At 46.4% G+C, this 14,716-nt stretch carries 10 protein-coding genes; 8 read left to right on the forward strand and 2 right to left on the reverse strand.

Annotated features, from left to right (window positions below; genetic code table 11):
- Positions 1–10: 10 nt before the first annotated feature.
- On the reverse strand, positions 11–2,104 hold the full coding sequence (locus tag E0698_RS12700) for a pectate lyase family protein (RefSeq protein WP_192511795.1): 2,094 nt from the start codon (positions 2,102–2,104) through the stop codon (positions 11–13).
- Positions 2,105–2,429: 325 nt separating this feature from the next.
- Here E0698_RS12700 and E0698_RS12705 point away from each other — a divergent pair, with 325 nt between their 5' ends.
- The 8 genes from E0698_RS12705 to E0698_RS12740 all read left to right on the forward strand — a co-directional run bounded on the left by E0698_RS12705 (position 2,430) and on the right by E0698_RS12740 (position 13,937).
- The gene (locus E0698_RS12705) at positions 2,430–2,951 is read left to right on the forward strand and encodes a ClbS/DfsB family four-helix bundle protein (protein WP_149095445.1); all 522 of its coding nucleotides are present in this window, start codon (positions 2,430–2,432) and stop codon (positions 2,949–2,951) included.
- Positions 2,952–3,026: 75 nt separating this feature from the next.
- Entirely contained in the window at positions 3,027–3,662 is a 636-nt protein-coding gene (udk, locus tag E0698_RS12710; RefSeq protein ID WP_192511796.1) for a uridine kinase, read from the forward strand.
- Between the two features lie 242 nt (positions 3,663–3,904).
- On the forward strand, positions 3,905–5,464 hold the full coding sequence (locus E0698_RS12715; RefSeq protein WP_192511797.1) for a response regulator transcription factor: 1,560 nt from the start codon (positions 3,905–3,907) through the stop codon (positions 5,462–5,464).
- Between the two features lie 38 nt (positions 5,465–5,502).
- Positions 5,503–7,314, forward strand: a complete 1,812-nt coding sequence (locus tag E0698_RS12720) for a cache domain-containing sensor histidine kinase (protein WP_134911597.1) — start codon at positions 5,503–5,505, stop codon at positions 7,312–7,314.
- A gap of 407 nt (positions 7,315–7,721) precedes the next feature.
- Positions 7,722–9,011 carry an ABC transporter substrate-binding protein gene (locus E0698_RS12725; protein ID WP_192511798.1) on the forward strand — a complete coding sequence of 430 codons (1,290 nt, stop codon included), beginning with the start codon at positions 7,722–7,724 and terminating at the stop codon, positions 9,009–9,011.
- Between the two features lie 101 nt (positions 9,012–9,112).
- On the forward strand, positions 9,113–10,009 hold the full coding sequence (locus E0698_RS12730) for a carbohydrate ABC transporter permease (protein ID WP_025686098.1): 897 nt from the start codon (positions 9,113–9,115) through the stop codon (positions 10,007–10,009).
- On the forward strand, positions 10,006–10,830 hold the full coding sequence (locus E0698_RS12735; RefSeq protein ID WP_134911599.1) for a carbohydrate ABC transporter permease: 825 nt from the start codon (positions 10,006–10,008) through the stop codon (positions 10,828–10,830). The genes E0698_RS12730 and E0698_RS12735 overlap by 4 nt, the downstream gene beginning before the upstream one ends.
- A 56-nt stretch (positions 10,831–10,886) precedes the next feature.
- Positions 10,887–13,937 carry a glycoside hydrolase family 2 TIM barrel-domain containing protein gene (locus E0698_RS12740; RefSeq protein ID WP_192511799.1) on the forward strand — a complete coding sequence of 1,017 codons (3,051 nt, stop codon included), beginning with the start codon at positions 10,887–10,889 and terminating at the stop codon, positions 13,935–13,937.
- A 205-nt stretch (positions 13,938–14,142) separates the two neighbouring features.
- On the opposite strand, the gene E0698_RS12745 is transcribed toward E0698_RS12740, so the two are convergent.
- On the reverse strand, positions 14,143–14,685 hold the full coding sequence (locus tag E0698_RS12745) for a GNAT family N-acetyltransferase (RefSeq protein WP_192511800.1): 543 nt from the start codon (positions 14,683–14,685) through the stop codon (positions 14,143–14,145).
- Between the last annotated feature and the right edge of the window lie 31 nt (positions 14,686–14,716).

A 14,716-nucleotide genomic window follows, 5' to 3' on the forward strand; every position in this document is an offset into this window, starting at 1 on the left:
TCCAATACACTTATTCGGAATCTTCCACCGTTTCTGCAGCCTTCAAAGCAACTGTTTTGTATACGGTTTTAAGCCAGTTTTCATTCGACCAGTTCAGCTTGCCTGCACCTGCTCCGTCCTTGGCTGTCAATTGAGCAACCAGGTTTTCAGGATCTTCGGCTGTGTAGCTGTAAGGCAACGTTGTGAATCCATTCCAGGAGAAGCTCTTGCCTTTTACAGGATAAGGGGCTAACGGGCTATTCGCATCTTCGCTGCCCCCTCTGAATACTGTACCGTTGTCAGAGAAGATAACATCTTCTGCTTTGATTTTACCTGTGTAGTCATCTTTTTTTGGGTCTTTTTGATTATTACGTACTGGTGAAAATACATCAATTAAATACGATTTTTCAAGCAGTACCGCGCCATTTTCCGTGGAAATCGCACCGTTACCCACTACGTCAAAATGGTATCCTTGGGCAGCAATCGCTTTCGCCATGTCGGACGTAATTCTGTTTTTGGCTCTAGCCAATCCGGCATCGTCCATAACGATGTTATAGGCATGGGCATTACCAGCACGCAGACGAGGCATACGGTCTTGAATATCCTTGTAGTAGTTATGGTGCAATGTTACTGCCAAATCTGCATTATCAGCAGCCATCTCAGTAGCACCGATCAGATGCGCTTTCTTTTGTCCTGCTGCGATATCAATGATATCTTCTTCACTCAAGCCTACTGCACTGCTTCTCAGATAAGCATACATAGGGTAGGAAGATTTGTCTGCTTCCATAGCGTTAACCTGTTGAGTTACCCAGCTATTGGAGCTGCGGTCATCTCCTTTGAACAAGGACCATGAAATGGTAACTCCGTTACTGCCTTTTTTCACATCTACCAAGCCATCATATGCTTTGTTGAATGTACAATGGTCAATCCATACTTTGGAGCTTTGACCTTCAACCGTGATATAATCCCAGTCATTCTTGTCATAGTTCCCTTTGGTTGCTTCATCCCACTCCCAAAGTTCGTCAAATTCGAGGTTACGGAAAATCAAATTAGAGCTTCTTTTAATAACAATACCAGCATGTTTGATTTTAGCGCCATTTGCCGAGAAAATCGTGATTCCATTCAAGTTTTCTATATAGATTTTGCTCACACCTGTTTTCTTCAAAACGGGATTTGTCAGCACAGGGTTGTTTGCGCTAAAAGGCATGACCTTTGCAGCATCAGGCATTTCGTTCCATCCCAAATCAAGATCATTCATGATCTCAATAACTTTGACTTTAGAACCTTTTTTAAGTGCCTCGTTGAGATCTACAGCGTTGTAAACCTTTTTGTAATTGGCATCGGTATCCTTAATTTCCCCGCCGCCTGTATTACCATAGGAGAAACCGGCCAGATTATAGTTAATATTTGAGGTTGCGTTTTTATCTACCCCAGGAGTTGGTTTATCTATACCTGGTGTTGGATTCACCGGCGTTGTGCCTGGATCTGCTTCAGTTGAAGCACCGGATACGGTAACATTATCGAACTGGGCAACCGCCTTGGAGGTTACCAAACCAATAGCTCCGGAAGCAAGGCCGGAATCTGTTGCGGTCAGCTCCAGCTTATCATTGACATACATCTTAATTTCCGAACCGGACAGCTCCAGCTTCACTCTGTACCAGGTATTGGTGTCCAGTTTGTATTTGTTATTGGTAGCCAGTGTCTTCATAGAACCGTTTACCTTTTTGCGAATTTCAAGCGCTCCACCCTTCTTGTTGTACAAAGATGCAGCATAAAAGTTGTTGGAATCTGTGTATCTGCCTGCAACATATACCCGATTGGAGCCATTAAAATCATCTACATATACATCTGCTTGCACACTATAGTTGGTCCATGATGCATTACCTTTAACCGAATGGCTTTCGCTTTGACTAGATTGCTGGTATGTAGAGCCATTCCCGTTCGAGACAACTGACCAGTTCCCTGAACCTGCTGTCCAGCCTTGAGCTTCCCCTTGTTCAAAATCATCACTTACCTGTAAATTCCCATCTGCATGTGCATGACCTAGTAACGGTAACGACAAAGACAGAGCCATCGTACTGCTCAACATTACACTTGCACATTTTTTCAGCAAACTCGACTTCATGTAACAGTCTCCTTTTTAGATAAATTGATAAGAACCAACCAACATAACTGTACAGCTGTTTGTGCCATACGGCCTTTCCAAACAATATACGCTAGCGCAATACACTAATAATTATAGACTTATAAAATAATATTAAAATATGTCGAATTACTTATCTTTTGGTTTAAATTCTCTATTAATTTTGCATCCTTTTTCGTGAATATACCAATTACCCTTTCATAAAACCACATAAAACATTTTTTTGAATAAGCCATAAGGTTGTCATGTTTAAAGTGATACATTTAGAGAGGTCGGTATAATGAAAAGAACCTATAGGAGTGATTAGATGCCCAGCTACCACTACGCTTCCAAAACCGAGTTAAAAGAAGCAATTCATGCCTCCTACTTACTGTTAGATAGTGAATACAAGGAGGTTGACGAGAACCAAAAGGATGTCCGGATACCCGAAGTAGATAAAACACCTGCAGAAATCATTGCCTACCAGCTTGGATGGCTTCATCTTGTCATGTCATGGGACAGGGACGAAAAGGAAGGAAAAGACGTCATCATGCCTGCACCAAATTATAAATGGAATAGGCTAGGCGAGCTTTACCAATCCTTTTACAAAACCTACACCCACCACTCTTTACATGAATTACGCCAACTATTCAAGCTGACAGAGCAAAAGTGGCTGGATTGGATTGACACGCTAAGTCATGAAGAACTCTTTACGCAGGGCGTTCACAAGTGGACAGGCAGTAATCCGAAGTGGCCCATGGCTAGATGGATTCACATCAACTCCGTGGCACCGTTTAAAACATTCAGAGCCAAGATACGAAAATGGAAGAAATACAATGCTCTGCATTGATGAAAAAAAGTGCGTGTTGTGCTACAATACTTGAGTTGTATCGGGATATATTCAGGGAAGGGTAAGTGAAACGCCATGCTTATTATTGGTATTGCCGGCGGTACGGGTTCCGGTAAATCAACGGTAGCACGCGCTGTCGTTGAACGTCTGGGATCAAACAAAGTGACTTTCATATCTCAGGATAACTACTATAAAGACCATTCACATCTGAGCCATGCTGAACGTGCTTTGGTCAATTATGATCATCCGTTTGCCTTTGACAACGAATTGCTTATCGAGCATCTCCAATGTCTGAAAAAAGGACAAGCGACTCAAGCGCCAGTGTATGACTTTACAGTTCATGCCCGTTCCACTGACGAGACGGTAGAGCTTCTGCCGAATCATATCGTTATGTTGGAGGGTCTGCACGTGCTGTCTGACGAAAAGCTCCGTCAACTGCTCGACATCAAGGTATTTGTCGACACCGATCCGGATGTGCGTATACTTCGCCGGGTACTTCGGGATATTGAGGAGCGAGGCCGCACCATTCAGTCGATCCACGATCACTATTTGAGTACAGTTAAGCCTATGCACGAGGCATTTATTGAGCCTTCCAAGAAATACGCTGACCTGATCCTCCCTGAAGGGGGCCACAATGAGGTTGGCATTCAACTGCTGTCTATTTTGACTGAAAAATATTTGGCAGGTGATCGAACATGGGGTACCGTTTAAGGTAAAGGTAGCCCGGTTTACTCAGGCTGTCGAGATCTTCTCGACGGCCTTTTTTGTCGTTTTACATGCCATTTGAACTAAATTACCTTTGGATTAGACAAAGGTTTATGTTAGCATGTAAGGATTAAATGCTTTATATTTAAGCTAAGTTGGAAGCGTTATCAACTATGTGTCTCAAATGATGTGACGTCCGCCTTATGGAGGTCATTTTTTGAATAGGTATAATTACGGAGAGTGCTACCATGAAAGAGCTATGCAATATTTTGATTGTAGATGATGAGATATTGGTACGGCAAGGGATCAAGCATCATTTATCGTGGGAACAGTATGGATTTCGCATTGTAGGCGAGGCTTCTAATGGAAAAGAAGCGTTAGCGCTGATTGAGACTTTGCGCCCCCATATTGTCATTACGGATATCGTGATGCCTATCATGGACGGTGAAGAACTGACGCGCATTGTCAGACAGAATTATCCTGATATTGAGGTCATTGTGCTCAGTAGCTACGGCGAGTTTAATTACGTGCGATCCACCTTCCAGCAAGGTGTTGCTGACTATATTTTGAAGCCCAAGCTGGACACGGATGAGCTGCTTCAAGTGCTCCAGAGAACAGCCCGCAAAATTCCGTCCATTCAGTATCAGGCGGATGCCGGGAATAACCAAATTACGATGGATCATGTGATAGAAAAGCTCGTTTCCGGCTATAGCATCGACTATGACACGGAACTGCTGAAGCAGGAATTTCCGTATGCCCGTTTTACACTCATAGGCGTGGAGCAGGCGGAACCACAGGGGAAAGGCCACTCCCACCCTGCCTTGGACCTATTTTCCAAGCTCACCGATCGAGTGACATCTGCCTGTGAACAAATCGTGTTGCGACAACTGCCGTCTGAAGCAAACACGGCTGTTTTTTTAGCTAATCTTGATCCGCGTGAATTACACTCCTGGATAGCTGCGGTCCGAGAAGTAGCTCAGGAGACGAAGCAAGTCGAGCCACAGACAGGCTGGGCGATCAGCCGTTTGTTTGATAATTTTAATCAAATGAGCGAGGTCTATCAGGATGAACTGCCCAAACTGCTCAGCTATCGCTTTTACTTCCCGGGAACCGCGCTCTTGATGGAAGACGAACTCCCCAAGCCTGTTCAGGTGAACAGCTCGTTTAACTTAAAACAGTTCACGGAAGAGATGAAGCGTGAGCATTTTGAAACGGCTTTTCAGGATTTGAGGTCTTATGTAGCCGCTATGTCCGGCAACTATACCTCCACCGCTTTTGAATTCAAATCCCTTCTCGGGAACATCGTATTCAACATTACGATTTTGCTCGGGAATCAGGGGTATGATATGAAGGAACTGGATGCAGCGAAATACTCCTATTTCAAAACAATTAATGATGCCCCTCACGTACATGAGGCAGTGCGATTGTTGGAGACCTTTTTAGAAGAAGCGAACATGCAGATTCTGGCCAAAACACAGCAAGGAAGCAGTACGAGCATGAAGAAGCTGCTGGAATATATCGAGGAACATCACGCGGAAACGCTCAATTTGACGACACTCGGTCAATATTTTCATTTTAATCCCTCTTACTTGTCCAGTTATTTTACAGCACACCATACAGAGGGCTTCAGCGAGTATCTGAACAAAATTCGGGTTGAAAAGGCTGCTGAGCTGCTGCGGTCGGGGACGATGTCCATTTCGGATATTAGCAGCACCGTCGGCTATTCGGACCCCAGCTATTTTACCAAAGTGTTCAAAAAGGTAACGGGTTACTCACCCAGCCAATATCGCAGGGAGCATCTCCATTAGAGAGCAAGAGCATATCTGCCAGCAGAAAAGAGATTGATATGAAAAGGTATATCCATAAAATCAAATATCAAGGTCTGTTCTTTAAAATATTTGTCGTTATGGTGGTCAGCATCACTGCGGTGTCCTTGCTGACCTCTTTGGTGACGATTCGGATGTCTGAACGACTGTTCGCCGAAACATTCAGCATTACGAATGCCAAGGTACTCAGTCAGATTCAATCCAGCTTTGAGTCCTTCAATGATTCTATCGTGAATGCCGTAACCCATGCTTCGGAAAATGGAACGGTCAAAAACTACCTGACAGGAGGGCAATCCGACTCCATTAACTCAGCGCGAATCTACTTCGGTATGGCACAGCAGATGAAGCAGATTAAATCAAATGTCGACGCCTATGATGTCAGTGTCGCCGTAACGGGCATGAACGGCCGGAGCTTCTATTCCGACTCGTCCTACTGGCCGGTAACTGCGGAGGAGCTCAAGAACAGTTTGATTACAGCCCGCAGCGCGGCACAGCCTACACAGCTCATGTATCAATTGGATACGGATCTATTTCGTCAGCAAATGAATAATACCGGGCAGAAACCGACACCGTATATTATCGCCTCCAAGGCTTTTATGGAGCGAACTAGCGGTACGTTGTATGGCATGATCTACATTGCCATTCGCGAGCCGGAATTCCGCCGCTTCTATAACAACTTCACAAGCAACGGCAATGATGTACTCATTTTGGACAAGTCGGGACTGATTGTATCGAGCAACCGTCAGGATCTGATCGGACAACGTTCCAATGAGTTGCTAGGCTATGCCACAAAAATTAATGAACAGGGACTTAATTACATCAATGCCGATGTGATGAACAAGGAGAGCATCCTTCTTTCCAACTACATTCCTTCTTATGATTTTTATCTGGTGAACATGATCGACAGACAAACCGCGATCGGACAGATTATTGACGTCAAATCCGTTGTACTGATCTGCATTGGCATCGTGTTGATTGCTTTGTTAATTGTTTTTCTGATTTCCCGTCGCCTGATTCGTTCTCTGACCCGGCTGGTCAAGCAAATGTCGACCGTCCGCGAGAAAAATTTTGATAACTATCTCCCGGTAACGGGTAGCTATGAGGTTAGACAGTTAAGTCATGCCTACAACTACATGCTGGATGAACTGAATGACTATATCCAGAAGCTTCTAGAGACGCAAAAAGGACAACGAAATGCAGAATTGGCTGCGCTGCAGCGGCAGATCAATCCGCATTTTCTGTACAATACACTGGCTTCGATCAAAATGCTGGTGCTCAAAGGAAACAAGGAGACCGCCGCCGAGACGATCAACGCGCTCATTTCCCTACTGCAGAATACGATCAGCAATGTAAGTGAAACGATCACAATCGAGCAGGAAATGGCCAATATGCAAAATTACGTGTTCATTAACCACGTACGCTATGGGCAGCGGGTACAGGTGAATTATTTTGTGTCGCCGGATTGTCTGGAGTACCATGTGCCCAAGCTGATTATCCAGCCTTTTATCGAAAATTCATTTTTCCATGCATTTAATGAAAAAAATACAGGACACATCTATATATTGGTGTCCAAAACGGACGACACTCTCATCTGCGAGGTAGTCGACGACGGGGACGGTATGGATATGGACGGACATGCTGTGCAGGACGGACTTCCGAACCCCAAGAGCAAGCGCCAACTGTTCACGGGCATCGGCATTCAGAACGTACACAACCGCATTACCCTTTTATATGGAGAAGAATATGGCGTGACCATCTCCAGCAAAAAAGGCGAGGGTACCAAAGTGAAAATGACACTGCCATTGATCGTAAAACCCGCCTCTCCTATCTAATAAAAATATAGGCTGGACTAAAGACAAAGAAGGTGGAACAAGAACGGAGTGGGCGGAATGGTGCTGTACAAGCGTAGCGGTCGCCTTTGTATCCGGATTTCAACCTTATATAATTTGAATAAAGAAATCTGGATACAACAGCGATGGGAAGCACCATCCGACCGCGCAGTGGCGCTTCGTGTACAACTTTAGTTCAACCTAAAAAAAATACCTAAACCAAAATAAAATACAAATGTAAGCGGTACCTTTTTTGATAATTCATAATAATAAGACCAATCCGTATAAAGATATTCCTAACGCCTGCAAAACAAGGATGATAAACTAGATTTATAAACAAAGTAACCGCTTTCATTCAAAAGGTTTAGCACGAATAAGTAACATATAAAAAAGAGTAGGGGTTGAACGAAATGAAAAAAATGACTTTCCTTCTGCTGATCGCAAGCTTGATCTTGCTGTCCGCATGTTCCAGCAATTCCGAGAAAGCCGCGACTACCACGGATTCCGGCAAGAAAGAAATCACGGTCTGGGCTTGGGACCCGAACTTCAATATCGCAGCACTGAAGCTGGCGAAAGATCGCTACGTTGCCAAACATCCTGATGTAACCGTAAACATTGTAGAATATGCTCAAAATGATATCGTACAAAAAATGAATGCCGGTCTCAACTCCGGTTCCACCAAAGGATTGCCTAACGTGGTTCTGATCGAGGATTACCGGGCACAGAACTTCCTGCAAGCCTATCCTGATTCCTTCCATGATATGAGCAGCTCGATCAAAGCATCCGACTTCGCGGATTACAAAATCGGACCAACAAGCTACAACGGCAAGCAATACGGTGTTCCATTCGACTCCGGTGTTATGGGTCTGTATGTAAGAACGGACTATTTGGAACAAGCCGGCTACAAAGTAGCTGACCTGACCAACATTGATTGGGACAAATTCATTGAGATCGGTAAAGCTGTGAAGCAAAAAACAGGTAAAGAAATGCTCACTCAAGATCCGAATGACCTCGGTCTGATCCGCGGTATGATCCAATCCGCAGGTTCATGGTACCTGAAAGAAGACGGTAAAACACCAAACCTGGCTGGCAATGCAGCTCTAAAAGAAGCACTCTTGACGTACAAATCCTTGTTCGATGCCAACATTGTTAAAATGAATGCCGACTGGAGCCAATTCCTGGCCGCCTTCAACAGCGGTGCAGTCGCTTCCGTACCTACAGGTAACTGGATTACACCATCGATCAAAGCAGAAGCTTCGCAATCGGGTAAATGGGCCGTTGTTCCTTTCCCTAAATTGAAAAATGTACCTGAGTCCGTGAATGCTTCCAGCCTCGGCGGCAGCTCCTGGTATGTGCTGAACACAGACGGTCAAGATACCGCTGCTGATTTCCTGAAAGAAACATTCGGTTCAGATCAAGATCTATATCAAGATATGCTGAGCAAAATTGGAATTGTCGGTTCATTAAACGCAGCTTCCAGCGGTAAAGCTTATGACGAGACAGATCCGTACTTCGGTGGCGACAAAGTCTATAAGAAATTCGCAGAATGGACCAAACAAGTTCCAAAAGTCAATTATGGCATGCACACTTACGCCATTGAGGATATTATGACCGTTGAAATTCAAAACTACCTGAACGGCAAAGATGTAGATGCAGTTCTGAAAGATGCTCAAGGACAAGCAGAAGCACAGCTTAAATAAAACAGTCCATCTAGCCAAGGCTAAACAATAAAACGATAAGCACTTAAAACCTTGGGCTTTCGAGTTCAAGGTTTTATTGCTGCATGGGGAGTTGACATGGTATGAAGACAGCCGCGCCCAAAATGACGACATCACGTTTCAAGGCAGGTATGACAGGATGGTTGTTCATATCCATCGCAGTGATCATGATTGTGGCTTTTTATTTCTATCCGATGATCCAGGCGCTCATCTTGTCCTTCAAGACAGGTACAGGGTCTAATCTGACCTTCAACGGCATTGATAACTACAAACGTCTGTTCACCGACAGCATGTTTATAACCGCCGTAAAGAACACGTTTATCTATTTGATTTTCCAGGTGCCATTGATGGTGATTCTGGCCCTGTTCATTTCCGTACTGCTGAATGATAAAAACCTGAAATTCAAAGGCTTTTTCCGCACAGCGATCTTCTTGCCTTGTATTACATCCCTTGTAGCCTATTCGGTTGTATTCAAATATCTGTTCTCAGCTGATGGTCTGGTAAACTCCTTATTGCTGAATCTGCACGTGATCGGCACGCCGATTCAATGGATTACAGACCCCTTCTGGGCCAAGGTTACGATTATTATTGCAATCACATGGCGCTGGACCGGCTACAATATGATCTTTTACTTGTCCGGTCTCCAGAACATCGACAACTCGATCTACGAAGCGGCCCGTATTGATGGAGCTTCCTCCATTCGACAATTTTTCAGCATTACGGTTCCACTGCTCAAACCGATTATCCTGTTCACCTCCATCACATCGACGATTGGTACACTCCAGCTCTTCGATGAAATTATGAACATTACCAAAGGCGGACCGGGGAACGCGACTTCTTCCATTTCGCAATATATTTATAACCTGTCCTTCAAATATTCATCCGACTTTGGTTATGCGGCGACCGTATCCTACTCCATCGTCATTATGATCATTATCTTGTCGATCATCCAGTTCAAAGTGGCAGGTGAGAAGAAATGATGAAAACGAAAAGATTATTTACGTATGCCTTTCTGATCATTATATCGTTCGTTTCGATTTTCCCGTTCCTGTGGATGCTATCCAGCGCCACCAACCTGTCGGTTGATGTGACGAAAGGCAAGCTGCTGCCCGGCTCTCATCTGATGGATAATATGCACAATCTGCTGGAAAAAGTGGATATCGTTACCGCGCTGAGTAATTCGGCGAAAATCTCGATTTCCACGACACTGCTGGCAATGCTGATTGCCTCACTGGCAGGCTATGGGTTTGAAATCTACAGAAGTAAAGCCAAGGACGTAGTCTTCAATATCCTGCTAATGTCTATGATGATTCCGTTTGCGGCGATCATGATTCCGCTCTATCGGATGTTCGGCAGTATCTCTAATACGCTGCCTTGGATCGGCATTGATACCCTTTCGTCTGTCGTCATTCCGACAGTTACCACGGCGTTTCTGATCTTCTTTTTCCGTCAAAGCACCAAGATGTTTCCGAAGGACTTGCTGGAAGCCGGTCGTATGGACGGATTGTCCGAGCTGGGTCTGTTCTTCCGGGTGTATATGCCTACGATGAAAACAACTTATGCCGCTGCCGCCATCATCACGTTCATGTCGAGCTGGAATAACTATCTCTGGCCTCTGATCGTGTTGCAAACGCCGGAAAATCAAACGATTCCGCTGTTGATCTCGAACCTCGGCTCTGGCTATGCACCCGATTACGGCGTGATTATGATTGCCATCGTCCTGTCCACGTTGCCGACTGCACTGGTATTTTTCCTGATGCAGAAGCATTTTGTAGCGGGTATGGTAGGCTCGGTAAAATAACGGATTCGCTGTTGTGAAATCCCTTCATTTCATTTTAAAAATAAGGAGTGTTCGCCTTGACCATCCACACCCCCAGCCTGGATTGGCTAACCGACGTAACCAAGTTTGCAGTACATCGGCTGCCTGCCTATTCCGATCATAAATATTACGCTACACTTCAGGAAGCGAAGCGTCATGCCGATATGGCTTGGCGTCATAGCCTGAACGGTAGCTGGAAGTTCAACTATGCTACGAACCCATCCAGCCGTCCGGCGGAGTTCTATGCCCCTGATTTTGAATACGGCGGCTGGAGCGACATTCAGGTACCGGGTCATATTCAGACGCAAGGCTTCGGCCAAATGCAGTACGTGAATACGATGTATCCGTGGGACGGACATTCCGACGTTCGCCCACCACATATTCCGGAAGATCACAACCCGGTCGGGAGCTATATCAAAAGCTTTGTTTTGCCGGAACATATGGCTTCTGACGGTCAGCCTGTGTTCATTTCTTTTCAGGGCGTCGAGTCGGCTTTCTATGTGTGGTTGAACGGGCAATTTGTCGGGTACAGTGAGGACAGCTTTACACCGTCCGATTTTGAACTGACACCGTTCCTGCAAGCAGGCGAAAACAAGCTGGCGGTTGAGGTATATCAAAGAAGTACGGGAGCATGGCTGGAGGATCAGGATTTCTGGCGTTTTTCCGGTATTTTCAGAGACGTATATCTGTACACCATCCCGTCTGTTCACGTACGTGATCTGCATGCCAAGGCCGGTCTGGACGCCTCGTATACGCAGGGCCTTCTGGAGCTGGAGCTGACCTTGGAAAAAGCAGTAGCCGCCTATGCAGCCGTCGATGTCAAAGATGCTGCGGGCCAGATTGTCGCTTCTTTGAAGACGGATTTTGCAGATGGCAAGGCTTCGCTATCGGCAACACTGGATCAAGTCCAGCGCTGGAGCGCCGAAAAGCCCTACTTGTATACGTTGTTCATCCAAATCTACGAACCGGATGGAACGCTGATCGAGGTCATTCCGCAAAAGGTCGGCTTCCGCAAGTTTGAGCTGATCAACAAGGTGATGCATCTGAACGGCAAGCGGATTGTCTTCAAAGGCGTGAACCGCCATGAATTCAACGCTCGCACCGGACGTGCGATTTCGCGTGAAGATATGCTATGGGATATTCGCACCCTCAAGCAAAACAACATGAACGCGGTCCGCACCTCTCACTATCCTAACCAGACTCTGTGGTATGAGCTGTGCGATGAGTACGGGGTGTATGTGATTGACGAAATGAATCTGGAAACACACGGCTCCTGGCAAAAGCTTGGCGCAGTCGAGCCTTCGTGGAACATTCCCGGCAATCTGCCGGAGTGGCAGGATATCGTTATGGACCGCGCCATTTCCATGCTGGAACGGGACAAAAACCATGCGTCCATTCTAATCTGGTCCTGCGGCAATGAGTCCTATGCAGGTGAAGTGCTGCGGAATGTAGCCAACTATTTCCGAGCCACCGACCCGAGCCGTCTGGTACACTACGAGGGCGTGTTCCACAATCGTACCTATGATGATGCCAGCGATATGGAAAGCCGGATGTACGCCAAGCCTGCGGATATTGAGCAGTATTTGAACGACAATCCGCAAAAGCCGTACATTAGCTGTGAGTACATGCATGCAATGGGCAATTCGGTAGGCGGTATGCACAAATATACAGAGCTGGAGAACAAATACGAGCTGTATCAGGGCGGTTTTATTTGGGACTACATTGATCAGGCGGTTATGAAAAAAGATCGCTACGGACGCGAATACCTCGCTTTTGGCGGCGACTTTGACGACCGTGCGACAGACTATGGCTTCTGTACGGACGGAATTGTCTATGCGGACCGGAAGGTTTCACCGAAGATGCAGGAGGTCAAATTCCTGTACCAAAATCTGAAGCTCACGCCGGATCGCACAGGCGTGACGATTCGTAATGAAAATCTGTTCGAAGGAACAGATGAATACGAGCTGGTATACAGCCTGCTTCATGAAGGCCACGAAATCGCACGGAACGTAATTCATGTGGATGTAGCGGCACAGACAGAAGCTCATATTGCATTGACGCTGACAGATACGGCTGGAATAGACGCGCCTGGTGAATACGTCATTCACACGTCTCTGGTCTTGAAAGAAGCTACGCTGTGGGCGGAGGCTGGATATGAAGTAGCCTTTGGGCAGTATATTTTCATCGTGGAAGATACCCGTCCGCAAAAGGCTCCTACGGGCGGTGCCCTTCGAGTCGCGCATGGAGATGTTAACATCGGCGTCCATGGTGCCGATTTCAGCGCCATGTTCTCCAAAGGAGCAGGCAGCCTGACTTCACTGCGCTACGCTGGACGCGAGATGATCGCCATTCCTCCTGCCCCATTGTTCTGGCGTGCAACCACGGACAATGACAGAGGTGTAGCGCTTGGGTTTGAAGCGGGCGGTTGGTTTGCTGCGAGTCTAACACGCAGATGCGTGGGGTTTGAAGTCACGGAGGAGCAAACTGATCACGTAACCGTTACGTTCCGCTATACACTGAGCATTCATGCAGACGTACGGGTAGCAGTGGCATATACCGTCTTTGCCGATGGCAGCCTGAAAGTGAAATCCACTTATGAAGGCGTATCCGGGTTGCCTAACCTGCCGATCTTTGCTCTTTCTTTCAAGGTTCCAGCAGACTACCGCCATTTGGACTGGTACGCCATGGGACCAGAGGAAAACTATATCGACCGGGCCTTCGGAGCAAGACTCGGCGTATTCCACAACGAAGCAGCGGACAACGTATCCGGTTATGTCGTGCCACAGGAATCAGGTAACCGTACAGGCGTACGTCGTGTCGATATTACTGACGATTCTCAGCGAGGTATTCGCATTACTTCACCGGCAACCGCGCCTGTGGAATGCAACATTTCACCGTACACAGCGTTCGAGCTGGAAAGTGCATACCATCAGTATGAGCTGCCAAACGTCTACTACACCGTCGTCACGGTGGCTGGCAAGCAAATGGGCGTAGGCGGTGACGATAGCTGGGGCGCTCCGGTACACGAGGAATACCAAATTGCAGCCGATCAAAAGCTGGAATTTGAGTTTACCGTGCAAAGGGTATAAATAAGTTCACCGCATAGATAATCAGGATCATCATTATGCAGCAAGCTAAGCCCTTCCGGCTTCCCACGAGAGGAGCATCGGAAGGGCTTTTGTAATTCAAATAGCTGTCCAGTGAAAATAAAGTCTTAGACTGCCGCTGTTGTCATTCAACTAACGTATCCCGTTAGTTGAGCCATAAATCATAGATTATTTTCACTTTGGGAAACTAGATATCCTCTGACGGATTTATAATCGCCAAAACCTGATGATCCTCCCACTCTCCGTTGATCTTTACGTTGCTTCGAGAGATGCCTTCTTTGTGAAAGCCAGCCTTCTCAAGCACACGGATTGATCCTGGATTCCGAGGAGAGGCTTCCCCGACGATCCGGTGAAACTTTAGCTCATCGAAAGCGTAACGCACCACCTGCTTCACCGTCTCCGTCATATAGCCCTTGCCGTTATAAGCTTGGTCTAGGTCGAATCCGATCATACAGCTCTGAAGCGGTCCCCTCACCACAAAAGATAGCCCTATGCTGCCTATAATCCGGTCGTCCTCCTTGTGGCATACCACGAAGGAATATCTCCGATCCTCCATCATGTCGGCCTTGCTCGTAATAATCTTCTGGAGCTGGTGCTCCTCCGTATAGTACTCCTCTAGATTGCTTGGCGAAAACTTCTCAAACAACTCCCGATTGCGCTTGTACATTGCTGTTAATTCTGCGGCGTCCGCCTCCTCAGAGAACCGGACATATACTCGCTGCTCCGACATCTGCACCATCCTTCATTACTATGATATTGGG

Origin of the sequence: Paenibacillus sp. 23TSA30-6 (genome assembly GCF_014858585.1) — a bacterium.
In the GTDB taxonomy this organism is placed as follows: domain Bacteria; phylum Bacillota; class Bacilli; order Paenibacillales; family Paenibacillaceae; genus Paenibacillus.

Coding starts and splice junctions, on each gene's coding strand:
- E0698_RS12700 (WP_192511795.1), bottom strand. CDS start 2,104: ATGAAGTCGAGTTTGCTGAAAAAATGTGCAAGTGTAATGTTGAGCAGT.
- E0698_RS12705 (WP_149095445.1), top strand. CDS start 2,430: ATGCCCAGCTACCACTACGCTTCCAAAACCGAGTTAAAAGAAGCAATT.
- udk (WP_192511796.1), top strand. CDS start 3,027: ATGCTTATTATTGGTATTGCCGGCGGTACGGGTTCCGGTAAATCAACG.
- E0698_RS12715 (WP_192511797.1), top strand. CDS start 3,905: ATGAAAGAGCTATGCAATATTTTGATTGTAGATGATGAGATATTGGTA.
- E0698_RS12720 (WP_134911597.1), top strand. CDS start 5,503: ATGAAAAGGTATATCCATAAAATCAAATATCAAGGTCTGTTCTTTAAA.
- E0698_RS12725 (WP_192511798.1), top strand. CDS start 7,722: ATGAAAAAAATGACTTTCCTTCTGCTGATCGCAAGCTTGATCTTGCTG.
- E0698_RS12730 (WP_025686098.1), top strand. CDS start 9,113: ATGAAGACAGCCGCGCCCAAAATGACGACATCACGTTTCAAGGCAGGT.
- E0698_RS12735 (WP_134911599.1), top strand. CDS start 10,006: ATGATGAAAACGAAAAGATTATTTACGTATGCCTTTCTGATCATTATA.
- E0698_RS12745 (WP_192511800.1), bottom strand. CDS start 14,685: ATGTCGGAGCAGCGAGTATATGTCCGGTTCTCTGAGGAGGCGGACGCC.